The sequence below is a fragment of the Marinobacter sp. NP-4(2019) genome (assembly GCF_003994855.1).
Taxonomy (GTDB): Bacteria; Pseudomonadota; Gammaproteobacteria; order Pseudomonadales; family Oleiphilaceae; genus Marinobacter.
Window position 1 is genome coordinate 141,982 of record NZ_CP034142.1, and the last position, 23,856, is coordinate 165,837.

Here is a 23,856-nt window from a genome sequence, read left to right on the forward strand (position 1 = left end):
CGCGGAGATCACATTTTGCAGCAACGGCAACGTCTGATCCGTCGTTTGATCACAGTGATCCCTATCCTGTTGATACTGTGTTTTTCTTCTTTCGCTACCGCCAGTGAACCGTGCCAGAATGGTGACATTGTGCTCACCGGTGGCACCAGCAGTGTTCGGGACCTGGGTAATTGTGTCTGGTTTCTGGAGGATCCGGACCACTCCCTCGGCATCAACGATGTCATTGATGAAGCCGCCCATCCTTTTACCCGCCACGAAGGTGGCGTGCTGAACTTTGGCTACACCGAATCCGCTTACTGGGTCAGGTTTGACCTGCGTGTGGGGGCCGGTGCTGCCCTTTCGGACTGGATACTGGAACTGGCATTACCCCTGGTGGATGAGGTGGTGCTTTATGTAGTGCGGGACGGCGACGTGGTCGAGCAACGTCGTGCCGGCTACGAGGGGGACTGGTCCTCCCGCGATCTGGCGGTTCCCAACCCGACGTTCAGGCTGTCGCTTGAACCTGGCAGTGCTACCCGGATCTACCTGCGAATCACCAATACCAATACGTTTCGCCTCCCCATTTCGCTTTGGCGCCCCGACAGCTACATCGAGAAAGTGTCGGTGGACGAGGTGGTGCGAGGTATCCTGCTTGGCAGTATCCTCGCCATCCTGGCCTACAACCTGTTCGTTGCGGTGTCAGTGCGGGAGCGTAGCAACATCTATTACGTTCTCTATCTGGTATCGGCCATGGTCTTCATCGCCACTGAGCAGGTCCATGGCACTCAGCTGTTTAACGAGCGACCGGCGCTCCTGAACAAGGCGTACCTGCCTTATCTGATCCTGATGATCTGGTTCTGGAGCCTGTTGATGGCGCGGTCGTTGCTGGAAACCAGGGAGCGTTCAAAGGATCTGGATCAGGTGATACGGCTGTGCCTGTACTCGGTCGTTGTCACATTTGTCCTGTCGCTGTTCCTGCCCTATCACGTTGCCATGGAGTGGATCGTTCTTGGGTCCTTCATACTCAGTATCCTGATGATTCTGGTCAGCTACCTGTCCTGGCGTTACTACAACCCGGCGGCCCGTTCCTACTTTTTCGCCTGGACTGCGGCGCTGTTGGGTATCGGAATCTACGCCCTGATGGTAATGGGGCACCTGCCGGTGAATATGTTTACTTCATACTCCCCCCAGATTGGTCTGATGGCCCAGATCATCCTGTTCTCATTTGCGCTGGCGGATCGTATCAAGCAGGTTCAGGGTGAGGCGCTGGGCTGGAATGAGCGTGCGCTGGCGAACCTGAGCCGGTACCAATCGCTGTTTGATAACGCGATAGAAGGCGTATTCCAGATGTCGCTGGACAGGCGGTTCATTACAGCGAATCCGGCGATGGCAACACTGATGGGGTACAGCAGCAGCCGGGAGCTGCTCGACGATAATCCGGACGTATTGGAGGCCTGCTTTGCGGACGCCCGGACCCGCAGGCGCGTGGTTGAGCAACTGGAAGCCCGGGGCATGGTGAAGGGCATCGAGGCCCGTTATTACACCCATTCCGGCAGCGAGCGCTGGGCCACGATCTCCCTGCACACGGTGTACGATGCCGATGGACGACCGGCTCACCTGGAAGGTACCTGTATCGACGCCACCGAGCGTCATCAACGCCAGCGTATTGAGCGGGAGCGGGAGCAGGAACGGCTGGAAAAGGAGCTGGCCCGTAATTCTGCGGAGGCCAAGAGTCAGTTCCTTGCCAATATGAGCCACGAGATCCGCACACCGTTGGCGGCGATCATCGGATATGGCGAAACCCTGCTGGACACGGATCTGTCCGAGCAGGAAAGGCGTAGCAGTGCCGAAACCGTGGTACGCAGCGGTCGCCACCTGTTGGATCTGGTGAACGACATCCTTGATCACTCGAAGATCGACGCCAACAAGCTGGATGTGGAGATCGCTTCTGTCAATCTGCCCGAGCTATTAGAAGAAATTCGTGCCTTTTTCGCGCCCAGGGCCCGGGAGAAAGGGCTGGAATTCCAGATTACCTGTGAGTTTCCATTACCGGAAACCATTCGTACCGATCCCACGCGGTTTCGTCAGATTATTATAAATCTGTGTGGAAATGCCCTGAAATTCACGGAAAATGGCTCTATTTCCCTGATAGTGCGTTGTGATCAACAACGTGAGCAGTTGGTTGCCCGGGTAGTGGACTCGGGCATTGGGATGAAGCCCGAGCAACTGGAGCGCCTGTTTGACCCCTTTGCCCAGGGCAGTGCCGCCATTGCACGACAGTATGGTGGCACCGGGTTGGGGTTGAGCATCTCACGCCGGTTGGCAGAGATGCTCGGGGGCGATATTACCGTCAGCAGCACCTACGGCGAGGGGAGTCAGTTCGAGGTCTCTATTGCCACCGGGGCGCTGGATGATACCCACTTCCTGCGCGCCGCTTCGGAACTCGGCGAACGGCGTCGCAGTCTGGCGAGGGTTGAGGCGCCACGATTGGCTGGTCGCATCCTGTGTGTGGAAGACAACGACGTCAATCGCCGACTGGTATCCCTGCTGGTTAGCCGCACCGGGGCCGACATCGTGCATGTCAGCAACGGCGCGGAAGCGTTGGAAATGGCAAGCCGGGAACCTTTCGATGTGATCCTCATGGACATCCAGATGCCCGTGATGAATGGCCGTGATGCGACGGCAGCCCTGCGGGAGGCCGGGATCAACACCCCGGTTGTTGCGCTGACGGCGAATGTCATGGCGGAGGATATCGCCGACTACCTGGCCGCCGGTTGCAACGAACATCTCGCCAAGCCGATTGATAAGCAGCGGTTCTATGAGGTGTTGGCACGTTACCTGAAAGGGCAGTCGGACCAATATCGGGGGAAGGTGCTGGTGGCGGAGGACAGTGATGATAACCGCCGGCTGGTCGAGCGCATGTTGCGCCGTCTGGGCCTGGAGGTCATTACCGTTACCTGTGGTGACGAGGCGGTGCGCGTGGCCCTGTCGGAATCCGTCCGGCTGGTGCTGATGGATCGTCACATGCCGGGTCTGGATGGGGTGGAAGCCACCCGCATGTTACGGAAAACCGGATTTCGGCGACCCATTATTGCGTTTACCGCCGGTGACCAGCAGGAAATAGAAGCGCTGCAAAACGCTGGCTGTGATGGGGCCCTGAACAAACCCATCGACAAGGACCATTTGTTGGCGTTACTGGAGCGAACCCTGGGTAGCCGTGGAGAAGGTGGTGAAAGTTTTTCCGAAACCGGCGAGGATGGTGAGATCCACGACTTGGTTGTACAGTTCCTGTGCGGGCTGCAGGAACGTCAGCAGCGTATGGCCACAGCCCTGACCAGGAGGGACATGGTAACCTTGAAGGTGGAAGCCCACCAGATAAAGGGTACGGCGGGGGCAATGGGTTATCCGATGATGACGATCCAGGCGGGGGTTCTTGAGGACTGCCTGAGCAGTGGGGAGCCGGACTGGAATGGTATTCGCAGCGAACTGGCACGGCTTGATGAGATGATTGAGCGTGCCCTGGCGGACCGGAAAGTGCGAACATGATAACGATCGGGCAAGATTCACAACAACGGAAACCGGACCATGAGTGACAGTCAGCAACGAAGTGAGCAACACTCCCTGAGCATGATGTACGGTACTTACGCGGATATCCTGTTTGTCCTGTTTCCGTTCCTCGTCATCACCATGCAGCGACTGTGGGACGGTAACCTGGCCGATATCCTTATGCGTCCGGACCTGAGCATTGCGGCTGCGATTCTGGCGGGATTGGCGATCGGGAAGTTTGTTCTGGGCCTGGTCAGTAACCGGGATCTCGGGCGCTTCAAGGAGCGCATCGTGTTTTTTATAGCGTTGACCCTGTTTGTGGTGCTCGGCCCTGCCATAATCCTGATGCTGAGCATCGTCGGTGACAGTGAGGTGCCGGAGTTTGTCGCGTTCGTGCAGCCGGTCCTGCTGATCATCGCGATTTCCCTCTATACCACGGCTGTCAGTATCAGCAACATCCTGACCCGGCAGGAGTCCGGCGATACTGAGACGGGCCGCGCGGGTGGCCTTCATGGTGCGGCCGACCGGTCCACCGGTCATGAACCACTGGCGATTCCGCGTCGTTCTGGCAGTGACACGCCATGAGTCGCTCCCCGGGAGTCCAAGGAGAATAGCGATGAATAAGCTCAGAGTATTGGTGGTTGAAGACGAGCCCGTGATGCGGGAGCGGTTGGTGCAGATGCTGTTCAATGCCGGTGCCACTGCGGTTGAATCCGCATGGGATGTGGCGAGTGCGCGGGCGGCTTTCGATGCCGCTGAGTTCCAGATCGTTCTGTTGGATCTGGGATTGCCGGATGGCAACGGCCACGATTTGATGAAGGAGTTCAAGGGCCTGAAGGATAGCCAGCATGTTGTGTTGGTGACCGCCGATGACTCCATTGACAGCATTCAGGGGGCCATCAGTGCCGGGGCCAACGGGTATGTGGTAAAGCCCTACTCCCAGGAAAAGATACATGACGTGGTGAACAATTACGCCATGGTTCACAGTGGTGACCTGGCAGTGATTCAGGGCCTGGGCCGAAAACATTGAGCGGCCCGGACCCTGATTCGGTGGATCATGCCACCTGACGGGCAATCCAGGAGTTGTAGCGGGTTGCCAGTGCCCTCACGTATCGGGCTTCCGCGCCGTCCAGGTTGCCCAGGACGCCATTGAAGATCCAGCCTCGTTCGTAAAGTCCAAGCACCCGCTGTTCGTCATCCAGATTGACGCGTTGATTCAGTTTCTTGCAGATGGCATCCAGCAGCGGCAGCTTGTCAGGACGCTTGATCGCGCCCTGGCGGGTGCCGGCTGGCTGGTTTGCTGCACGTGTTGTCGGATGTCTTCTCATGATGTTCTCCTTGTCGTTTTGCGGCTGCAAAAACAAAAACCCCGGTGCCTTGGCGCAACCGGGGTCTGGCGGAGAGATTGGCCCGGTCGCTCGAATGGCTCCCGGGACTGACCGAAAGCCTTTAGCTGTCTTTCACCATAGCGAGTACACACTGGCCGGCATGGCAGCACGTGCCCGTGTAAGCAATGAAATGTCGGATGATGTGTCGCATGGTTTCTCGCTCTTTTCCGGCGGTGCTCTGGGCACTCATCAACCGGGTATTAACGGTTTCGGTACATTGATCAGTGTATAGCCTGCCGGCGGGTTTGCAAGAGGCAAAGCGCTTCGGCAAACCCCTACAGACGGTTTTGTGAAAACGAACCATAATTCCGCCCGTCACGTGTTTTACGTTGTGCAGTCCTTGGTGTTGTCCATCTTATTGTGGTGGAACACCATTTGGATCTCTCCTTTCGACGCAGCCCTCAGGGCTGCGTTTTTTTTGGATAGTGGTTAATCCGTAGCCGCTAGTTCGTACAGAATTATCCCTCTGTTTTGTCGATAATGTGCTTGCTAACCAATCATTCATTTCAACAGATATTCAGAGGTTGAAACCTAAGAAAATGCCTGACGAATCAGGATCTGCCAGAGAAAAATTCCGTTCACACGTACTCGTGGAAATGTTCCTTGTTGCCGCACTTGTTGTGTATATGGCCTTTGCGGAAGGACAGGTGGTGGGGGATAACCTCACGTTTACCGTGATAGGGGCGGGCCTGATGGCCCTGGTTACGTACTGGACCCTGAATACCCTGCGTGATGGTCTGGAAGTAATTGCAGTTCGCCGGCATTCAGACTGATATGCTCCCAGGTCCGGTGCAGGATCAATGCGTCATTAGCGGCCCGGTGAACCGGCAGGCCCAACTGGTTGATGACTTCCTGGCGGACCGTGGACCAGTGCCTGACCTGGGCCGGGTTCAGTAACATGGATATGGACTCCAGCTGAAAGGACGGCTGGACGCCGGCGACCCGGAACAGGCGATGCAGCCAGAAGCTGTCAAACGTCCAGGCATCACAGAAGACCTGATCGGGAAGCAGCTCGTTGAGACTGTTTGCCACTTCCGTGACCGGCCTGCCCTCGGTCTGCAGGGTTTCTCTGCCAATGCCGTGTATCTGCTCGGCACTGTCTGACCAATCCTGCCACAGTACATGGGGACGAATCAGCCAGCTGTGCAGTTGCCCATCGGGCAGGCAGATACCCACTTCAATCGGGTAACTGGCAATAAGGTCGAGGCTGGATGCCTCGAAATCGATAAATGCTGGCCTAGTCTCGGAGTTCATTTTCTCTGATTTTTTATTGATGTGCTTTGATTTGAGTTTACCCGCCCCTTTGTTCAGACGCGAACCCATCGTGTCATTCCACTGTTACAATATGCTCATCGAATGTAAAACCCCGATGACAACCAAGCGGTTGTCGGGAGTATGACCGGGAAACGCTGATGTCTGAAACTGTTGTTGTGATCTATTCCGGAGGCATGGACTCGTTCACCTTGTTGCACCTTGCCCGTGCCCGTGGTTACCAGGTTCATGCCCTGTCCTTCGATTATGGCCAGCGCCATGTCCGTGAGCTGGAGTGTGCGCGTAAGGTCTGTGATGACGCGGGTATCCCCCATAAGGTGATCGACATTCGTGCCCTAGGAGAGGTCATGGCCGGGTCGGCGCTGACTGCCGATGTTGAGGTTCCGGAAGGTCACTACGAAGAAGAGTCCATGAAGGCGACGGTGGTGCCCAATCGCAACATGATCCTGCTGTCGCTGGCCACCGGTTATGCGGTTACTGCCGGGGCCGGTGCAGTCTGGTATGGGGCCCATGGCGGAGATCACGCCATCTACCCCGATTGTCGCCCGGAATTCGTGGAAAAGATGGATGCGGTATGTCGGGTGGCGAACTACGAGCCGGTCGCCATTGAAGCGCCGTTCATGGCCATGGACAAATCAGAGATTCTGGCGGAAGGACTGAAGCTGAACCTGGACTATGGCCAGACCTGGACCTGCTACAACGGTCGGGACAAGGCTTGCGGTCGTTGTGGTTCCTGTGTGGAACGTCGTGAAGCCTTTGCCGCCCACGGCCTGGTGGATCCGCTGCCATATGAGGATGAAGCCTGATGTACAGGGTCAAGGAAGCGTTTTATACCTTGCAGGGGGAAGGTGCCCAGGCCGGACGGGCCGCGGTTTTTTGTCGATTCAGCAAGTGCAACCTGTGGACTGGCCGGGAAAAGGATCGCTCCGGATCTGTTTGTGATTTCTGCGACACGGATTTCGTCGGGACCGATGGCCAGAACGGCGGAAAGTTTGACACCGCCGAGGCGTTAGCTCGCCATATTCGCAGCCTCTGGCCGGATGCACCCGGACGGCCCTATGTGGTGTGTACCGGGGGCGAGCCTTTGCTACAGCTGGATACCGATCTGATAACGGCCTTTCATGCTCAGGGCCTTGAAATCGGCGTGGAAACCAACGGCACACTGCCGGCGCCTGAGGGAATTGACTGGTTGTGTGTCAGCCCGAAAGCCGATGCGCCGGTGGTTATTGACCGGTGTGATGAACTGAAACTGGTCTACCCCCAGCCCAAGGCCCTGCCCGAACGGTTTCTGCACATTCAGGCACGGCATTATTTCCTGTCGCCCATGGCCTCCCCATCGGCCCCAGAAACCGGGGTAGACCCGTTAAAGCAAAGCAACACCCGCAAGGCAACCGAGTATTGCCTGGCCCATCCCCAGTGGCGGCTGACATTGCAGATGCACAAGATTGTCGGCATCGACTGACGCCGACCGTTCCTGATTTACGCCGTTGCTCTCATGGACGGAGTCCGGGGCTTGACCGGCTGCAGAGCCTGGCTGCGATAGTGACTTGGGCTGGTGCCGGTCCAGCGCTTGAAGGCACGGGTGAAGTTGGCGGCGTCGACATAACCCAGTACATCTGCAATCTGGCTCAGGTTCATGCCGGTGTTCTTCAGCAGCTCCCCCGCGCGTTCCAGGCGAACATGATCCACCAGGTTCTGGAAACTGGCGTTCTCTTCCTGCAGTCGTCGTTTCAATGTGCGTTCGGAGACGAACAGGGTGGCCGCTACCCTGGCCAGCTTGGGCGGGAACGGGTGGCTGGTTTCGATCACACGCCGTACCCGGCAGGCAAAACCGGCATCTTCGGTCAGCTGCTTCAGCGCTTCCTCACATTTGGCGCGGGAAGAGGCGGAGAGCTGGGCGTCACTGAAACGCACTGGCAGGCTCAGGTGAGTCCGTGGGATGAGAAGGGCGTCCTCGCGGGCTTCGTACCGTACCGGAACCGGGATGTGCTGGCGGAAGCGTTGGAAATAGGTCGGTTCCGGCCCACGGCGGAGAATGGCGGCGCCGGGTACCGGGGAACCGGTCAGTTGGATGCCCATGGAGACGCAGCCGAACAGCATGGCGTCCATAATGAATCCGTATAGCGGCCCGAGGTCGACACCACAGGAGACATTGAACAGTACGTTGCCACCTTCCTCGCGGCGGGACACCTCCAGATGGGGTGCTCGCAGGGTGAGATAACGGGTCATCAGTTCCAGCGCTTCGTTCAGCGAACGACTGCTCATCACCGCAGTCCCGAGAGCACCGTGCAAAGGCAGTTTCAGCTCCCGGGCGAGCATGATGCCCAGTCCGGGCTCACCGCTTTCAATAATGGCCCGGGTAACAAACTCGCTGGCCTGGGCCTGACTGACTCGCAGTTCCATGGATTTCAGGCGGGCCGGGTCGAGACCGACTCGCAAAAGAAGGGCCCGTTCATCAACACCTATGGAGTTGAGGAGCTCTGCCAGCAAGTGCAGGTATATGGCCGGCATGCCCAGATCCTGAACAGTCGATACTGAGGCGCGCATGGTTTTTCCTCGTTTTATGCTGTTTTTGTTATGTAAGGGTAAGGGAACGACATTTAGCCACGATTATGACCGTTACCCTGGCTCAGCCCCATGACTTCAGTGACGGGTCAAGAGGCCATACAGGCCAATCAGCGTTGGTGACGGCAAACGAAATCGGCCAGGGTGGCTGCCGAGTGCCCGGGGTTTTCCAGCATGGGGAGGTGCCCGACGCCCCGGAACACGTGGATATCGGCTTCCGGCGTGACGGTGCGGAACCAGTCAACGCAACAGGTGGGGGTAATCACGTCGCGGTCGCCCCATTGCACCTGCAGTGGTGGTGTGTCTTTACCCAGGTAGCGGGCCGGTGCCAGTGCATCGGCCAGCATGTCGTCAAATATATGCCGTAGCGCGTCACTGCGTTGCAGCAGGTCCGGGCCTAGCAGGCCGGTCATTGCGATGCCCATGGCCGTGGGCTTGCCGTTGCCGACGCTGTTGAACATACGATAGACGCCAGACCAGTCTCTGGGGATCAGGATGTCGTCACGGTCGGATTCGAACGGCGCATCGATATCCACATCGGCGTGTTCCGGTATACCGGCGCTGTTGAGCAGTGTCACGGAGCGGGGTGCGGGTTCCATGCGGTGAGCAAGAATGGCGGCGATGGCACCGCCCATTGAGCTGCCAGCGATGTGTATATTGTCCAAGGGGAAGTCGGCCAGCCAGTCCCTCAGCCTCAATGCCTGGGCTTCGTAGCGGTAACTGGCATCGGATCGGTAGTCACTCTCGCCCAGTCCCGGGAGGTCGGGTGCCAGAATGTGCCAGTCCCGGGGCAGTTTCTGCAGCCAGAATGCCCAGTTCTCTTTCATCGCCGCGAAACCGTGGATCAGCAGCACCGTGGGTTTGTCGGGCGCCGGTGTGCCGCGCTCCAGGTAGATCATACGGTGCCCATCGATCATGACTTCCTTGCGTTTCGCCTGGAGCATCCAGCGTTGACCGGTGCGGGCGAGGGGCCAGAGATTCGGGGTAGGTACTTTCATTGTTGTATTCCGATGCCATGGGATAGAGCCAGTGTACCGTTATGGCATGGATGGACGTTGGCCTTGCCGCCAGCTTCTGCCGGCAGCCGAGCAATTGCGGAACGGGGGTTCAGAGAGCGAGATCGGTTATTACCGGGTTGTGGTCGGAGGACCGCCAGGGAAAGGCTTCGGGGACCTGTACGGAACCCTGATACCCCAGGGCCCCTGGTTCTCCGGCATTGACGGGCCAGCTCCAGGCACCGATGACTCTTGCTGCCAGGGTTTCCGAGGCCAGCGCGTAGTCCAGGCTGCCATGGCGGCCTTTGTAGCGATAGGTCGCGTGCGGACAGCCGGTGGAGGTGCTACCGCAAGGGTGGAACCGGTGCACCATGCTGTCGTAGCCGGCGTTACGAAAGACCGTCAATGGCTCTTCCCGTGCATAACTGTTCAGGTCGCCGGTGATGAGTGTGCCAGCCAGGCCTGGCATGTCGGGCAAGCTGTCCGCCCATTGCACCAGCGCCCGGGCCGCGTTGGTCCGGCGCTGATTGTAGCAACCCTGGCCATCGCCCTGGTCACGTTCGGCGCCGTTGGCACCGCGACAGGCCTTGGATTTCAGGTGAGGGACAATAATCCGCACACTGGCCGCCAGCCCCCGTGGCCGAAAGGCCTGCGCCAGCGGGCGCCGCCCGAGGTTGCGGTAAGGGCCGGCATTCAGCCTGTGGGCCTGACCCAAGGGTTCTACCCGGTCCGCACGGTAGAATAAGCCGGTCTGAATGACGTCGTTGCCGGAGGAATCGCCGGAAACCACCGGACGCCAGTCGGGCCCGAGTGCCCGCGCCAGCGCCGCCATGGCGCTGTCTTTATCGTGCCCGTCGTTTTCCAGTTCCGCGACAGCGACAATATCCGGATCGGGGGCAGTCAGGGTTGCCGCCAGACGACGGTTCTGCTGCTCGAACTGTTCGGGTGTTTTGGCCCCTCGTGGCGTGGGGAATCCACCACCCTGTCCATCGCCGTTGAAGTAGTTCTCCAGGTTCAGGGTCACCACTCTGAGGTTTGCCCCCGTTGCCCGTTCAGGGGCGGCCGGTCGGTGGTTATCCGTGTGGAAGTGGGGCCGGCTTATCGGTTGGAGGCGCCAGGCGCCAAAACGGTAATCGAGCACGCCGTCCAGAGCACTGACCGTATCGCCGGCGCGAACGGTGTTGTTTGCCGCCAGCGCGGGGGTTGGCCACGGGGGTGGCTCGGGGTAACGGACGCCGTGATTGTCGTCCAGTAACAGCCGGTGTAATTGCTGACGTTCCTGCAGTTGGACGGCTTCGGAACCGGGGGGCATGATGTTGGTCGGTATGCTTTGGGGGGCGTTGGCCAGGGTCAGTTCGCCATAGCGGGCGAGGTTGTAATTATCGATGACAGTGAGAGGGGCAGCGACGGCCACGCGCATGTTTTCCAGGTGTTCCGGGGCACGGGCGCCGGGCCAGGGCAGACGAACGGAGGCGGGTGCCGGCAGCGTGGCTTTACCACAATCTTTCAGCAACCGAATATCGGTCAGCTCCGTCAAGCCGTGGAATTCCTTGATCCTGCCCCGTACCCGCACCCGGTGGCCGACCCGCCCGGTTTTTCGGTTGGTATAGACGAACAGGCCCTCTGAGGTGGTCGGGTCGCCATCCGTTTCGCCGTCGGCCTGTTGCAGATAAAAACCGCGAAATCCACCCCGGTGGCGGGAATCCAGGGTAACGACGCCCTCAACGGTCACCTGTTGGCCGACCAGTGGGGATCGGGCCTGGGAGCCCTGAACTTGCGAAATGGCCGTTGCGGGTGAGCCACAGGTGTCAGCGATTGCTCCGGCCGGGAGCCAGAGCATCAGTAAAGTAAGTAGTGTGGTCAGGTAATCGGTGGCATGTGATTTCACCGGCCGATTCTAGCAAAGCCCCGCCACCGCTTTCACGGTTTTTTGCTGGTGAAGGGTGCCGCGGCCCACGTCTTCCGGGTTGGCCAGCTCCAGTTGCTGAACCAGTGGGTCCGGGTGTGGCGTATCCATCGCAACCCCCAGTCGCGACAGGACATAGGGAGCGAGTGCCGCACGGGTGGTCAGTTCCAGGCGGTGGTTGGCCATGCCGTAGTCGGTGGCAATGATGTCCTGGCGTTCCTTGCTAAGGCGGCTGTCTGGTGTCAGTACCAGCGTCAGTTGGCGATTCCATTCGTCATCGTGATGGACCGTGCGACGAGACCGCAGACGAACCGCTTCCGGCTCGCCGCGGAACCGGCTCAGGGCAAAATCGCTGAACTCCCCGGTGGTTTCGCACCAGGCACGCAGGTGCCAGTTGTGGCCAACGCAGACCAGGGTGTGAGGTTCCAGGGTGCGCTGACTGATGCCTGGCTGCGCCAGTGAGGCATAGCCGGTTTTCAGTTGGCGTCCGTGCCGGGTCGCGGTGACCACGGCGCGCATGACACCCGGTTGAACCACCCGGTGGGGGCCCTGCACGACGGTACTGTCCGGAAGATTAATGTTCAGTGTTTCGAAGGTATCGCTCAGGTGTTCCTGTCGGGCCAGCAGGTCCAGATACTCATTGGCGTGGCCGCGAGTGACGACCGGGCTGAAGTCTTCAGCCGGTACATAGCCTTTCAGGTGGCGGTCGTAAACCAGATTATCGGGAGCCAGCTCCCGCAGATAGGTGTTGATATCCTTGGAGGCCTGCTGCCGACCGATGCCGAAGCTGTGACAGATATGGTTGGTTGTCAGCCGTCCTTCCCACAGGGCAATTATCTCAATCAGGCGGTAGCGAAGCAGCAGATCCCACCGGATGGGCCAGTCCGTTTTTTTCATAACAGGCGCTCACGGGTCTAGTGAATAGCTCGGATAATGTTACCCGCTCCGTGCGGTCAGTTCTGTTACGTCACCTTAATGTAAAACAATGTCAAAGACAGCCATGCTGCATGCTCGGAGGATATGGCTGGCTGTAATGCCACGCAGTGGAACGGTTGCGGGAAGTGCTTAGTAGTCACAGGGAGTGCTGGCTGGTCTAATTCTCACCGGCAAAAAACGGCCCATGCTGCTATGTTTTGTCACATCCCCTGACCCGAAGCCAGCAACCTCTGGAGCTTGCCTGATGACCCGCATGGTCACCTCCCTCTCAGCGTTGATACTCAGTATTATCCTGTTGGTCAGCGGTAATGCGTTTTTGATGACGTTGCTGGGCATCCGGCTGAGCATTGAGTCAGTATCGCCGGACGTGATTGGCTGGGTTCTGGTGTGCTATTCCATTGGCTTTGTTCTGGGCACCCTCTATGTCCAGAAGGTCATCGCCCGTGTCGGCCATATCCGGGCGTTTGCAGTATTCGCAGCCGTGGCTGCCGTGGCATCACTGATGTACCCCATGGCCATTTCCATGGTTTTCTGGGCTTTCCTGCGGGTATTGTCGGGGTTCAGCATGGCGGGCGTGCTGGTGGTGATCGAGAGCTGGTTCAGTAGTCGTGCCACCAACACCAACCGCGGTGCGCTGTTTGCGGTTTACCAGTTTGTTTTCTATCTGTCTGCCGCCGGTGGTCAGTTGGTGGTAAATGTCGGTGATCCGGCGAATTTCATGCCGTTCTCTCTGGCGGCGATGTTGCTTGTACTGGCATTGGTTCCCCTGTCCCTGACGAAAATGGAAGCGCCGGTGATTGAGCAGGCCGAACGTATGTCGTTTTTCAAGCTCGCACGGGAATCCTTCAGTGGTGTTGCCGGCGCCCTGATCTGCGGCGTGTTGATCGGTTCGTTCTATGCCCTGGGTCCGGTTTACGCGACTCTGGTGGGACTGGATCTCGCCCGCACGTCCACCTTCATGGCCAGCGCGATTATTGCGGCGATGCTGCTGGCGTGGCCTCTTGGTCGTGTGTGTGATCGCTTTGACCGGCGGCGTGTGATGTGCTGGGTGGCGCTGACTGCCGCCACGTCAGCGGGCCTGGTCGCTGTACTGGGGGCGGACACGCTGTGGCTGCTGACGTTGTTGGTCGGGTTGTTTACCGGGTTGTCGGCCATGGTTTATCCGATTGCGGTTGCCATCACCAATGACCGGATGGACAGCCATCGTATTGTGGCCGCCAGTGCCACCCTGTTGCTCAGTTATGGCATTGGCAGCGTCATCGGCCCGATCGTCATGGCGGAACTGGTCAGTGTTCTGGGGCCGAGAGGGCTGTTCCTCGGAAACGCCGGTTTCCTGGTATTGCTGGCGGTGATGACCAGTTACCGGATCACTCACACCGAGGATGTGCCAGTAGAAGAGCAGGAGCATTTCGTACCGGCAATGCCGGAAACCTCGGTGGTCCTGACGGAAATGGATCCCCGCAACGAGGACTTCCACGAATCCCCGGAAGTGGTGGAAATGCAGGAAGAAGAGCAGCTCCGCCAGACAGGCTGAGCTTGCAAGGGTCTGTCCAGGCGGGCTTTTTCAGCCCGCCTTTCGGTTTTCCCCAATGTTGTTTCGGTATTCACATCTGTTTTCATTTCAATGGTTAGCTTACTATTGTTAGCATTCCATGATTATTAAGCCCCTAACCGGAGTCCCCGACCATGAGAGATCAGTTTCCTTTTGCCGTTGCACGGGTCACCCGTCGCTGGCGCAAACTGCTGGATGAGCGCCTGAAAGATCTGGGTGTGACTCAGGCACGCTGGACCACCATGGTCTATCTCAGGGAAGGCGGCGAAGGCCTGACCCAGCGTGAACTGGCCAGCCTGATGGCGATTGAAAACCCGACCCTGGTTCGCCTGCTGGACAGCCTGGAGCAGCAGGGCCTCATTGAGCGCCGCCCCTGTCCCAATGATCGTCGTGCCCGCCGCCTGCACCTGACGGATAATGGTCGTGCCTTTATGGAGGACCTGACCGAGCGGGCCGCCAAGTTGCGGGAGGAAATGCTGGAAGGGATTTCTGACAAGGAAATCGAGTGCGCGATCAAAGTCTTCCACAAGATCATGGAAAACGCCGAAAAGCAGAAATAAAACACACCGATTCTGTCTGGGGAGCACGGGCTCTGAGTAATAATACGGTCGAGGGGCTGAAGGCCCGGTATGGTGAGCGCTGGCGCTGGCTGGCCGTGTTCACGGTGATGCTTGGTACCATGGCCACGGTACTGAGTGCCACCGTGGTCAACGTTGCGCTGCACGACATTATGCTGGAATTCGGTATTCGCCAGGGCCAGGTCCACTGGTTGGCGACCGGCTTCATCGCAGCCATGACCACCACCATGCTGACCTCCAGCTGGCTGCTTGATCATTTTGGTCTCCGCAAGACCCTGGCGACAGCCATGGCGCTGTTCAGCCTGATTTCTCTGGCAGGCGGGTTTGCTTCATCACCGGAACAACTGATCGCCGCCCGTATCGGCCAGGGTGCCATGGCCGGACTGATGCAACCCATGGGCATGTACCTGGTATTCCGGATTTTCCCCCAGGAGCGTCGTGGCCAGGCGATGGGAATCTACGGCATGGGCGTCATCCTGGCGCCTGCGCTGGGGCCGGTGCTGGGCGGGTTTCTGGTGGACCAACTGGATTGGCGCTATGTGATGTTTGCACCTGCGCCGGTCACGTTGCTGGGTGTGTTCATGGCCTGGCGTTTCCTGCCGCTGCCGGTGTCGCGGCCGGCGCCCTATCGTTTTGACTTGCCCGGGCTGGTACTGCTGGGCACGACCATTGCGGTGTCCCTGGATGCGCTGAACCGGCTGCAGAATATGTCCGGCAACCGCCACTGGCTGATACTGGAAGGCCTGGTGGTGGTGACCACCCTGTTACTTTTCGTGTGGCGTGAACGCAGGACCAGGCACCCATTGCTGAATATCCGCCTGTTGCGTCAACCGGTCTTTCTGTATGCCAATCTTGGCGCGCTTGCGCTCGGGCTGGCGTTATTTGGTTCCACGTATCTGGTGCCCCTGTTTGTACAAACCGCCCTGAACTTTTCTGCAACGGAGGCGGGTCTGTTGATGTTGCCTGCGGGGATTGCCCTGGGCATGACGTTTCCACTGGCAGGAAGACTGGCGGACAAGCACAGTGCCCGCGCCCTGGTGGTTTTCGGTATCGCGCTGTTTGCCGCATCCGCGGCGTTGTTTGCGCTGTCCGATCTGGAGCTGGCGTTTGGCTGGCTGGCGTTGTGGACCATCCTGGGGCGGGTTGGCCTTGGGTTTATGTTGCCCGCGTTGTCGACCGGTGCCTTGAATCCGCTTGAGCCCCATGAGCTGGGGGCGGGCTCCAGCACGATCAATTTTACGCGGCAGCTTGGGGGTGCCTATGGCGTCAATATCGTTGCCCTTACGATTGAATTCGGGGATCACGCCGGAGGTATCCCTACCATTGACGCCTTCCATACGGCCTGGTGGCTGGTGGCGATCTTCGTTGCGGTGGCCGCCATACCGGTTTGGCGAATGCGGGCGTAATTGAACTCGAATTTGGCATCGGGTAGTATGCAGCTTCCTTCAGGGGAGTAGCCTCCGGCCCTCAGTCAGCACAGCAGGCCGGATGGTAGTCAACATACTTGGGGCCCAATCCCCATGGCTATCGTGTCCCGCCCTGTCCCTTAGTTAGATGGTGGCGAGATTGGCAAGACCTGAGGCAGACACCTCCAAAGGGCGGAAGGTGGCTGTCTCATGTCTGAAATTCCGCCCCGGGACATTTCATGGACGCTTTCCTATCTTCGACCCTCGCTGTTGCCATTGCCGAAATTGGTGATAAAACCCAACTGCTGTCTCTGTTCCTGGTGGCCCGCTACGCACGGCGTTTGCCCATCATTCTTGGTATTTTTGTCGCCACGGTACTGAACCATGCGCTTTCAGCTATGCTGGGGGCCTGGGTTGCCAAATGGATACCAGACGCCTGGCTGCCATGGATCCTGGCGGTGAGCTTCGTTGCCATTGCCCTGTGGTTGCTGATCCCGGACAAGGATGACAGCGACGATTCGAAGTTCCTCGGCATGGGGGCGTTCATGGCAACCACCGTGATGTTCTTTATCGCCGAGATCGGCGACAAAACCCAAGTGGCAACCGTGGTGCTGGCGGCGCGATTTACAGAGACCGTTTGGGTTATTATCGGTACAACCGTCGGGATGCTGTTGGCCAACATTCCAGTTATTATGGCGGGGAAGTGGTTAATGGACCGGTTGCCGTTGGCAACGGCCCGGATTGGCGCCAGCGTGCTTTTCATTGTCCTGGCGATTGCAACGGTCTGGGCGGCACTGGCTACGGCCTGAGCGCGCTCAAGGTTTTTTTGTAGTGTGGAAAATAAGCTATGTCGTGTAAACGAGTTCTGGCGTTGATGGCCGTCGGCCTTGTTCTGTCCTGGAGTGGTGCCTATGGAGCAGAACAGGACAAGACCCGGGTTATTGATTCCTCTGAAACACCGGATCGCCAACCGCGGGTGCCGACGTTCGCCGTTGATGGGGATCTTGCCGGATCGTTGTCCGTGTTTACGACGAAGTATGAGGACACCTTCGCAGCGATCGGTAATGACCTGAGCCTGGGCTATCTGGAACTGGTGAAAGCCAATCCCGGTGTTGACCCATGGTTGCCGGGCGATGGCACCCGCATCACCCTGCCCCGTCAGTATGTTCTGCCCGATGTTGAGCGCAAGGGCATTGTTATCAACCTGGCGGAGTATCGCCTGTACTACTTCACCGACAAGGGGGTCCAGGTTTACCCCGTCGGGGTGGGCACGGATGACAACCCGTCACCGCTGACCGATGCGGAAGTCACCATGCCTCTGGAATCTCCGGCCTGGTACCCACCGGCCAGTATTCGGGCCGAATACGCAGCCTCTGGTGACTACCTGCCAAGAATGATCCCCGCTGGCCCTGACAATCCGCTTGGTAGTCATGCCCTGATGCTGAGTGAAGAGGGCTACCTGATCCACGGTACCAACAAGCAGTTCGGGGTTGGTATGCAGGTCAGTCACGGTTGTTTCCGCATGTACAACGAGGACATTTCACGCTTTGTCTATCAGGTCAGCAAAGGCACGCCGGTACGGGTGATCAAGCAACCTGTGAAGATTGGACTGTCTGGTGGCGAAGTCTGGCTGGAAGTTCATCGTCCCCATGAGGAATACGGAGACCAGGACCGGGAGTGGTTATGGCAGGAGGTCACGGAAGCGCTGGACGACTTCCTCCAGCGCAGACCCGGGGTTGAAATCCAGCGTCGTGCCATAGAGCTTGCTGTCGATCAGGCGGATGGCATTCCCACCATGGTGGGGGAACAGATCCCGGGCCGCCAACTGGCATCGGACGACAGCAACATGGAAAAACCGGCGAATGTCGACGACAGGGAAACAGCGCCACGGCTCTGGTTCTGAGCTGATGAAACAAAAGTTGCCAACCCGAGTCACAACTTTGTATCCGGGCTATATTCATATTGAGATTAGTGAGAAAGTGAAGAGGCCGGTATTGCTGCTGGCCCGAATGTTCTGACCCATTGCGTTGATCCGGGGAGGAGTAATGACGACGAGCCGTCCCATGAGATCACTGTCCTCCAGGGGATTCACCTGGTCCCTGTTCGTATTTCTGCTGGGAAGTATGCTGGCACTGGGATCCCTGGCCTATTCCGTGTATGCGCAGGAAAAAGCCTCCGGTACCGCATTGGTATTGACCGTCGAGGGCGCCATTAGCCCGGCAACCATGGACTACGTGGTACGTGGCATACAGCGTGCGGAATCCGAAGGCGCCGGCCTCGTCATTATCCGTATGGACACCCCCGGTGGGTTGATGGAATCCATGCGTGGAATCATCAAGGAAATTCTCGGCTCGTCCGTGCCGGTGGCCACCTATGTCTCGCCTGCGGGGGCCCGCGCGGCCAGTGCTGGCACCTACATCCTTTATGGTAGTCACATTGCCGCCATGGCGCCGGCCACCAACCTGGGTTCCGCAACCCCCGTCCAGATGGGAGGGGTTCCGGGGATGGAGGATCCACCGGCCGAAGAGCCTGACGAGAAGTCCGAGGACGGCAAGGACACCAAAAAGGATGACAGCGCTGAAAAAGAGGCCAGCGAAAGTGACGACAAACGCCGTGGCGGGACGGCCATGGAACGTAAAGTGCTGGAAGACGCTGTCAGTTATATCCGCGGCCTGGCGGAACGCCACGGTCGCAATGCCGACTGGGCGGAGGAGGCCGTACGTGAAGCGGTCAATCTGGGGGCTACCGAAGCTCTGGAAAGGAACGTGGTGGACGTGGTCGCCAGTAGCCTGCCCGATTTGCTGCGACAGATAGACGGTCGCACGGTAAGGATGGCCGGCGGAGAGCTTACCCTGGCGACTGCAAACCTCGAGCTGGTGCACTCGGCACCGGACTGGCGTACCCGTTTGCTGTCAGTCCTCACCAATCCCAACGTGGCCTATTTCCTGATGATCATCGGGTTCTACGGCATCATTTTCGAACTCTCCAATCCAGGTGCCATCTTCCCTGGTGTCATCGGTGCGATTTGTCTGATCCTGGCACTGTTTGCCTTCCAGGTGCTGTCGGTGAACTATGCTGGTCTGGCGTTGATCATGCTGGGCCTGGCCTTCATTGTTGGTGAGGCGTTCATGCCCAGTTTCGGCATATTGGGGATTGGGGGGATCATTGCCTTTGTCATTGGCTCGGTGATTCTCATGGATGGCAGTCATCGGGATATCTCCCTGCCGATGGTAGGGGGAACCGCAGCCGTCGCCGGTGGCTTTATCCTGTGGACCGCGATGCGCTTAATCGGGCTGCGAAAGCGGCATCCCGTCAGTGGTCCGGAACAGATTTCCCATGAACATGCCCTGGCTCTGGAGGACTTCGAGCCCAGGGAAGGCCACTACCAGGGGCACGTACGCATGAGCAGTGAGCGCTGGAACGCCACCAGCAGTTCGCCGGTCAAGGCCGGTGATCAGCTGAATGTCACGGCAATAGAAGGGCTGACGGTGGTTGTGGAGCCGGGAGACACGACGAAGAAATAAATAAACGAAGGAGGCGGTATGATATTCGGAGATCTGATTCCCTATCTGGCACCCACGGTGGTGCTGCTTCTGATCCTTGCATCAGCCATCAAGATCCTGCCTGAGTACGAGCGTGGCGTGGTGTTCTTCCTGGGCCGGTTTCAGGGCGTGAAAGGCCCGGGCCTGATTATTGTTATTCCCGGTATCCAACAGATCGTCAGGGTGGATCTGCGAGTTATCACCCTGGATGTGCCGAGTCAGGACGTTATTTCCAAGGACAACGTTACCGTGCGGGTAAACGCCGTATTGTACTTCCGGGTGGTGGATCCCGAACGTTCGATTATCCGGGTGGAGGATTACGCGGCGGCGACCAGTCAGTTGGCTCAGACAACCCTGCGTTCGGTGTTGGGCAAGCACGATCTGGACGAGATGCTGTCGGAACGTGACAAACTCAACAATGATATCCAGGAGATCATCGATACCCAGACCGAGGAATGGGGTATCAAGGTCGCGAATGTGGAAATCAAGCATGTGGACCTGAATGAGTCGATGATCCGTGCTATCGCGCGACAGGCGGAAGCAGAGCGTGAACGGCGGGCCAAGGTGATCCATGCCGAGGGTGAATTGCAGGCCTCGAAGAAACTGGTGGAAGCGGCCGAAGTAATGTCCGCCGACCCTGGTGCCATGCAGCTTCGTTATCTGCAGACGCTGGCGGACATGAGTACCGGCAACGCATCGACCATTGTATTCCCGCTGCCCATGGACATGATGAAAGCGTTTATGGATAAACAGAAGCCGGGGCTTAACAAGCCGAAGGATTCGGATCCCGGGGAATCATGACCGGGTCACAGACATGAAAAAGGCCGGAATATTCCGGCCTTTTTCATGTCGTATCAGCCTTACTTCTGGCTGGCACGCTCGAGCATACGCTTGGCACGCTCGTTTGCTTCGTCAGCAGCACGCTGTGCAGCTTGTGCAGCGGCCAGTGCTTCGTCTGCAGTCTGCTGGGCAGAACGTGCAGCGCTGGAAGCGCTGTTGGCGGTGTTCAGAGCATTTTCAGCAGTCTGTTCGGCGGAGCTTGCGTTTGCATTTGCTTCGTCGATGGCTGCCTGGTTAGAGGCACAACCTGCTGTCAGTGCGGTGGCCAGTGCAAACCCTGCGATTGTCAGTTTACGCATATCTTTTCCCCTTATTGGTCGTTTTATTTCCTGTGATCCAGAAGCCAGTCAGATGACGTCCTGTCAAACCAGGCCCGATAGGCTTTGACTACCGGAGTCGTTAAACAGTGTAAAACACTCTGCGGGAAAATGTTAACTAAGGATACGTAAAAGTTCTGCCCTTATGACAACAACTTAATAAAAAGGAAAGCTGAAAGCTCTCTTTACGGGCGTTCCGGGTGTGTCATGGAAGTATACTGATCGGGGTGCCATCGGATACGAGGCTCCAGATCTCATCCATTTCCTCGTTGGTGACGGCAATGCAGCCGTTGGTCCAGTCCAGGCCGGTATAGGCAAACGCCATATCGCCGGCATCGTTTGGCAGACCGTGGATCATGATGCTGCCGCCTGGATCCAGTCCCCAGGCTTCCGCCAGTTCCTGATCCCGCTCATTAGGGTAGGAGATATGAATCGATTTGTAGAAGTCACTGTCGGCATTGCGCCAATCCAGCTGATAGTGCCCTTCAGGAGTGCGCTTGTCCCCCTCGTAGAGTTTGTGGCCCTCCGGATTATCTCCCAGTGAGATCCGGTAGCTGCGGACGACCTCCTGATCATCCATCAGGTACAACCGGCGTTCACTTTTGCGCACCAGCACTTTATTGATGCTCAGGGGATGGTCCAGTGATGGCTTGTCTTCGGGCATTCGTGTTTCCGCACGGGCGAGCATTTCGGTCGCCAACGCACCGGAAAACGGTGTCAGAAGGCTGGCGGCAAACATGAACAAAAAAAGGAACATCCGGACAGTCATGGGCATACGTTACTAATGATTAATATTGGTTTGGCACAGTTTATAGCATAGCCGACCGGAAGAATGTTAATGGGTTTTGTTAACTTTTTTGGTTATCTCTTAACCGAGTCGACGGTTTTCAGAGCTGTCCATCTTCAGGCCAACCTTGGTGACACGGTCGGCTTCGGTTGCACGGGCAACCAGGGTGACCGGGCCGAGTATCACTTTGTCACCGACAACCGGGTGCCCCTTGGTGCGCCGGGCAAAGCACTCGGCCAGTGACAGTTCGGGCGGTAGCTCGTCAAACTCAATACCGTACACCTGCTCCACGTCCCCTAACAACGCGTCGCCATTGAGGACAAAGTCACCAAAGAATGCACGTTCGGCCAGGTGTTTGGGGGCCTGGCGGCCGCTGAGGGCCTTGCCGAGCTCGGATAGGTCCGATGGCGTCGCAAACATGGCGATGACATCGCCGCTGAAAACCTCCATTTCCGGGCTGGGCTGGTAACACACACGTTTGCGAAACACGCCGGCAATGGCCGTGTTGGATGGCAGACGAAGCTGGCCCAGGGGGCGCGGTGTTTTCCAGCTGTCTCCACGTAACGGAAACAGCATGAGTTCATGATCGCCGGTGGCGGGTACGTCCAGAGGCAGGCGGCGGTAGGGCTCTTCTCCGGCGGGAACTTCCAGCCCCAGTTTGCGAGCCAGTGGCGCCATGGTGGTGCCCTGCACGACCAGTGACACGAGAACGATGAAAAAGGCCGCGTGGAAGATCAGCTGTGCATCGGGGAGGCCCGCAATGACCGGAAACAGCGCCAGCACGATTGGAACGGCGCCCCGTAGGCCGACCCAACTGATAAAACCCAGTTCCCGTCGGTTGAAGCCGAAAGGCCAGAGGGTAACCAGCACCGTGAGTGGACGGATCAGAAGTATGAGTGCCAGTGCCAGGATTAACCCTGCCCCTGCGAGCTGCCAGAGGTCGGACGGCGTCACCAGCAGGCCGAGAATCAGGAACAGGCTGATTTGTGACAGCCAGGCCAGGCCGTCGTGGACCTGGAGTATCATCGGCATCATTCGCACTGGCCGGTTGCCGATCACCACGCCGGTCAGGTAGATGGCGAGAAAACCGCTACCACCCATGGCGTTGGTGCCGGAAAACACGACGATCCCCGCCGCTGCCACCAGTAGTGGATACAGGGACGGGGTCAGACGGATGCGATTGGCCATTTGCACTACCACATGGCCACCAAGCAGCCCGGCGACGGCACCGATGCCGAATTGCTTGATTAGCATGACCAGTCCGGTCCAGGCGCTGTCCTGGCCCTGATTGGCAATCATGGTGACCAGCATCAGGGTGAGGAAAATCGCCATCGGGTCGTTACTGCCGGACTCGATTTCCAGGGTGGCGCTGACCCGTTCATTAAGGTGCAGCCCCCGGCCCTGGAGCAGCGAAAATACGGCGGCCGCATCGGTTGAAGAAATGATGGCGCCAATCAGCAGGGCGGTTAACCAATGCAGATCAAAAACCCACCAGGCTACCAGTCCCGCTCCGCTGGCAGTCAGGGACACCCCGACGGTGGCAAGCATCAGCGCCGGCCGCAGGCCTACCCTGAAGGTGTCCGCGCGGGTGCGCATACCGCCATCCAGCAGGATGACCCCGAGTGCCAGGTTGGCTATCACGAAGGCGAGCTCGAAATTGTCGAAGTTGATACCGCCAGGCCCATCCTCCCCCATCATCATCCCGACAATCAGGAAAATCAGCAGTACAGGCATACCGACCCGGCTTGAAAGCGGGCTCAGTACGATGCTGATCACCAGCATCAGGGCGCCAATCAGGGTAAACGTGGGGTCCATCAAATCTCCGTTCGTCAGAGTGAGAGCATAGCAGGCCCGCCCCGTGGGCGGCGACGGGAAATTACCGTTGCCGGCACTTGCCGAGCGATGGCATGTCCGCTTATATTGCCGGAGAGCAACGCATTGTGCGGGTGTAGTTCAATGGTAGAACGGCAGCTTCCCAAGCTGCATACGAGGGTTCGATTCCCTTCACCCGCTCCATTCCATGCCTTCGCTCCCTTATCCTTTAATTAATATTCTATTTCCTTATTAAAAACAAATAATTATAGGCTTCTGGCTTTATTGTAAGTCGTCGTCGGCCGTTTTGTAACAACCCGTTTTTGTGCCGGTCGGGCACCCGGCTGTGTTTGTGCAATACGGAGGCTGTTGCTAGATTTCATGAGAGGTGTTGGAAAAGCAGCCGCTGTTTGGCAGTTGAGAGGGAAGCACTTG

21 protein-coding genes and 1 tRNA gene are annotated in these 23,856 nt (G+C 58.2%); 13 read left to right on the forward strand and 9 right to left on the reverse strand.

Going from position 1 to position 23,856, the window contains the following annotated elements; genetic code table 11:
* Positions 1-15 precede the first annotated feature (15 nt).
* Genes EHN06_RS00585 through EHN06_RS00595 form a run of 3 tightly spaced genes read left to right on the forward strand, consistent with a single transcriptional unit; the run spans position 16 to position 4,555 of the window.
* Positions 16-3,525 (forward strand): response regulator, encoded by a 3,510-nt coding sequence (locus EHN06_RS00585; protein ID WP_416332531.1) that lies wholly within the window; start codon positions 16-18, stop codon positions 3,523-3,525.
* Between the two features lie 39 nt (positions 3,526-3,564).
* Entirely contained in the window at positions 3,565-4,110 is a 546-nt protein-coding gene (locus EHN06_RS00590) for a hypothetical protein (protein WP_127329216.1), read from the forward strand.
* 31 nt (positions 4,111-4,141) lie between these two features.
* On the forward strand, positions 4,142-4,555 hold the full coding sequence (locus EHN06_RS00595) for a response regulator (protein WP_127329218.1): 414 nt from the start codon (positions 4,142-4,144) through the stop codon (positions 4,553-4,555).
* A gap of 25 nt (positions 4,556-4,580) precedes the next feature.
* On the opposite strand, the gene EHN06_RS00600 is transcribed toward EHN06_RS00595, so the two are convergent.
* Entirely contained in the window at positions 4,581-4,853 is a 273-nt protein-coding gene (locus tag EHN06_RS00600) for a hypothetical protein (RefSeq protein WP_127329220.1), read from the reverse strand.
* Between the two features lie 762 nt (positions 4,854-5,615).
* Entirely contained in the window at positions 5,616-6,167 is a 552-nt protein-coding gene (locus EHN06_RS00610) for a hypothetical protein (RefSeq protein ID WP_127334292.1), read from the reverse strand.
* Between the two features lie 158 nt (positions 6,168-6,325).
* Between EHN06_RS00610 and queC the strand changes: the two genes are divergently transcribed.
* Entirely contained in the window at positions 6,326-6,991 is a 666-nt protein-coding gene (queC, locus tag EHN06_RS00615) for a 7-cyano-7-deazaguanine synthase QueC (RefSeq protein ID WP_127329224.1), read from the forward strand.
* Positions 6,991-7,647, forward strand: a complete 657-nt coding sequence (gene queE, locus EHN06_RS00620; protein WP_127329226.1) for a 7-carboxy-7-deazaguanine synthase — start codon at positions 6,991-6,993, stop codon at positions 7,645-7,647. The genes queC and queE overlap by 1 nt, the downstream gene beginning before the upstream one ends.
* Positions 7,648-7,664: 17 nt before the next feature.
* Here the strand turns inward: queE and EHN06_RS00625 are convergent, their stop codons facing one another.
* The 4 genes from EHN06_RS00625 to EHN06_RS00640 all read right to left on the reverse strand — a co-directional run bounded on the left by EHN06_RS00625 (position 7,665) and on the right by EHN06_RS00640 (position 12,548).
* Positions 7,665-8,732 (reverse strand): AraC family transcriptional regulator, encoded by a 1,068-nt coding sequence (locus EHN06_RS00625; RefSeq protein ID WP_127329228.1) that lies wholly within the window; start codon positions 8,730-8,732, stop codon positions 7,665-7,667.
* A 128-nt stretch (positions 8,733-8,860) separates the two neighbouring features.
* Positions 8,861-9,748, reverse strand: a complete 888-nt coding sequence (locus EHN06_RS00630) for an alpha/beta fold hydrolase (protein WP_127329229.1) — start codon at positions 9,746-9,748, stop codon at positions 8,861-8,863.
* Between the two features lie 109 nt (positions 9,749-9,857).
* Entirely contained in the window at positions 9,858-11,633 is a 1,776-nt protein-coding gene (locus EHN06_RS00635) for an ExeM/NucH family extracellular endonuclease (RefSeq protein ID WP_228257370.1), read from the reverse strand.
* Positions 11,634-11,642: 9 nt separating this feature from the next.
* Positions 11,643-12,548: a helix-turn-helix transcriptional regulator gene (locus tag EHN06_RS00640; RefSeq protein WP_127329231.1), complete on the reverse strand. Its 906-nt coding sequence runs from the start codon at positions 12,546-12,548 to the stop codon at positions 11,643-11,645.
* Between the two features lie 283 nt (positions 12,549-12,831).
* Between EHN06_RS00640 and EHN06_RS00645 the strand changes: the two genes are divergently transcribed.
* The 7 genes from EHN06_RS00645 to EHN06_RS00680 all read left to right on the forward strand — a co-directional run bounded on the left by EHN06_RS00645 (position 12,832) and on the right by EHN06_RS00680 (position 20,466).
* Positions 12,832-14,121 (forward strand): MFS transporter, encoded by a 1,290-nt coding sequence (locus EHN06_RS00645; RefSeq protein ID WP_127329233.1) that lies wholly within the window; start codon positions 12,832-12,834, stop codon positions 14,119-14,121.
* Between the two features lie 152 nt (positions 14,122-14,273).
* Positions 14,274-14,699, forward strand: coding sequence for a transcriptional regulator SlyA (gene slyA / locus EHN06_RS00650; protein WP_127329235.1), 426 nt, complete (start codon positions 14,274-14,276; stop codon positions 14,697-14,699).
* 32 nt (positions 14,700-14,731) lie between these two features.
* On the forward strand, positions 14,732-16,123 hold the full coding sequence (locus EHN06_RS00655; protein WP_127334294.1) for a DHA2 family efflux MFS transporter permease subunit: 1,392 nt from the start codon (positions 14,732-14,734) through the stop codon (positions 16,121-16,123).
* 239 nt (positions 16,124-16,362) lie between these two features.
* Positions 16,363-16,932, forward strand: coding sequence for a TMEM165/GDT1 family protein (locus EHN06_RS00660; protein ID WP_127329237.1), 570 nt, complete (start codon positions 16,363-16,365; stop codon positions 16,930-16,932).
* Between the two features lie 38 nt (positions 16,933-16,970).
* Entirely contained in the window at positions 16,971-18,026 is a 1,056-nt protein-coding gene (locus EHN06_RS00665; RefSeq protein ID WP_228257371.1) for a L,D-transpeptidase family protein, read from the forward strand.
* 160 nt (positions 18,027-18,186) lie between these two features.
* The gene (locus EHN06_RS00675) at positions 18,187-19,647 is read left to right on the forward strand and encodes an NfeD family protein (RefSeq protein ID WP_127329239.1); all 1,461 of its coding nucleotides are present in this window, start codon (positions 18,187-18,189) and stop codon (positions 19,645-19,647) included.
* A gap of 18 nt (positions 19,648-19,665) precedes the next feature.
* On the forward strand, positions 19,666-20,466 hold the full coding sequence (locus EHN06_RS00680) for a slipin family protein (RefSeq protein WP_127329241.1): 801 nt from the start codon (positions 19,666-19,668) through the stop codon (positions 20,464-20,466).
* Between the two features lie 59 nt (positions 20,467-20,525).
* Here the strand turns inward: EHN06_RS00680 and EHN06_RS00685 are convergent, their stop codons facing one another.
* The 3 genes from EHN06_RS00685 to EHN06_RS00695 all read right to left on the reverse strand — a co-directional run bounded on the left by EHN06_RS00685 (position 20,526) and on the right by EHN06_RS00695 (position 23,424).
* Positions 20,526-20,804 (reverse strand): Lpp/OprI family alanine-zipper lipoprotein, encoded by a 279-nt coding sequence (locus EHN06_RS00685; RefSeq protein WP_127329243.1) that lies wholly within the window; start codon positions 20,802-20,804, stop codon positions 20,526-20,528.
* A gap of 223 nt (positions 20,805-21,027) precedes the next feature.
* Positions 21,028-21,579, reverse strand: coding sequence for a L,D-transpeptidase family protein (locus EHN06_RS00690; protein WP_228257372.1), 552 nt, complete (start codon positions 21,577-21,579; stop codon positions 21,028-21,030).
* A gap of 111 nt (positions 21,580-21,690) precedes the next feature.
* Positions 21,691-23,424: a potassium/proton antiporter gene (locus EHN06_RS00695; protein WP_127329247.1), complete on the reverse strand. Its 1,734-nt coding sequence runs from the start codon at positions 23,422-23,424 to the stop codon at positions 21,691-21,693.
* 127 nt (positions 23,425-23,551) lie between these two features.
* Between EHN06_RS00695 and EHN06_RS00700 the strand changes: the two genes are divergently transcribed.
* Positions 23,552-23,625 (forward strand) — tRNA-Gly (locus EHN06_RS00700).
* The last annotated feature ends 231 nt before the right edge of the window (positions 23,626-23,856 follow it).

What these genes read in the sequence shown, in the direction of transcription:
- EHN06_RS00595 (WP_127329218.1), top strand. Translation starts at nt 4,142, where the DNA reads ATGAATAAGCTCAGAGTATTGGTGGTTGAAGACGAGCCCGTGATGCGG.
- queE (WP_127329226.1), top strand. Translation starts at nt 6,991, where the DNA reads ATGTACAGGGTCAAGGAAGCGTTTTATACCTTGCAGGGGGAAGGTGCC.
- EHN06_RS00640 (WP_127329231.1), bottom strand. Translation starts at nt 12,548, where the DNA reads ATGAAAAAAACGGACTGGCCCATCCGGTGGGATCTGCTGCTTCGCTAC.
- slyA (WP_127329235.1), top strand. Translation starts at nt 14,274, where the DNA reads ATGAGAGATCAGTTTCCTTTTGCCGTTGCACGGGTCACCCGTCGCTGG.
- EHN06_RS00675 (WP_127329239.1), top strand. Translation starts at nt 18,187, where the DNA reads ATGAGATCACTGTCCTCCAGGGGATTCACCTGGTCCCTGTTCGTATTT.
- EHN06_RS00590 (WP_127329216.1), top strand. Translation starts at nt 3,565, where the DNA reads ATGAGTGACAGTCAGCAACGAAGTGAGCAACACTCCCTGAGCATGATG.
- EHN06_RS00630 (WP_127329229.1), bottom strand. Translation starts at nt 9,748, where the DNA reads ATGAAAGTACCTACCCCGAATCTCTGGCCCCTCGCCCGCACCGGTCAA.
- EHN06_RS00695 (WP_127329247.1), bottom strand. Translation starts at nt 23,424, where the DNA reads ATGGACCCCACGTTTACCCTGATTGGCGCCCTGATGCTGGTGATCAGC.
- EHN06_RS00645 (WP_127329233.1), top strand. Translation starts at nt 12,832, where the DNA reads ATGACCCGCATGGTCACCTCCCTCTCAGCGTTGATACTCAGTATTATC.
- EHN06_RS00625 (WP_127329228.1), bottom strand. Translation starts at nt 8,732, where the DNA reads ATGCGCGCCTCAGTATCGACTGTTCAGGATCTGGGCATGCCGGCCATA.
- EHN06_RS00610 (WP_127334292.1), bottom strand. Translation starts at nt 6,167, where the DNA reads ATGAACTCCGAGACTAGGCCAGCATTTATCGATTTCGAGGCATCCAGC.
- EHN06_RS00690 (WP_228257372.1), bottom strand. Translation starts at nt 21,579, where the DNA reads ATGTTCCTTTTTTTGTTCATGTTTGCCGCCAGCCTTCTGACACCGTTT.
- EHN06_RS00600 (WP_127329220.1), bottom strand. Translation starts at nt 4,853, where the DNA reads ATGAGAAGACATCCGACAACACGTGCAGCAAACCAGCCAGCCGGCACC.
- queC (WP_127329224.1), top strand. Translation starts at nt 6,326, where the DNA reads ATGTCTGAAACTGTTGTTGTGATCTATTCCGGAGGCATGGACTCGTTC.
- EHN06_RS00680 (WP_127329241.1), top strand. Translation starts at nt 19,666, where the DNA reads ATGATATTCGGAGATCTGATTCCCTATCTGGCACCCACGGTGGTGCTG.
- EHN06_RS00685 (WP_127329243.1), bottom strand. Translation starts at nt 20,804, where the DNA reads ATGCGTAAACTGACAATCGCAGGGTTTGCACTGGCCACCGCACTGACA.
- EHN06_RS00660 (WP_127329237.1), top strand. Translation starts at nt 16,363, where the DNA reads ATGGACGCTTTCCTATCTTCGACCCTCGCTGTTGCCATTGCCGAAATT.
- EHN06_RS00665 (WP_228257371.1), top strand. Translation starts at nt 16,971, where the DNA reads ATGTCGTGTAAACGAGTTCTGGCGTTGATGGCCGTCGGCCTTGTTCTG.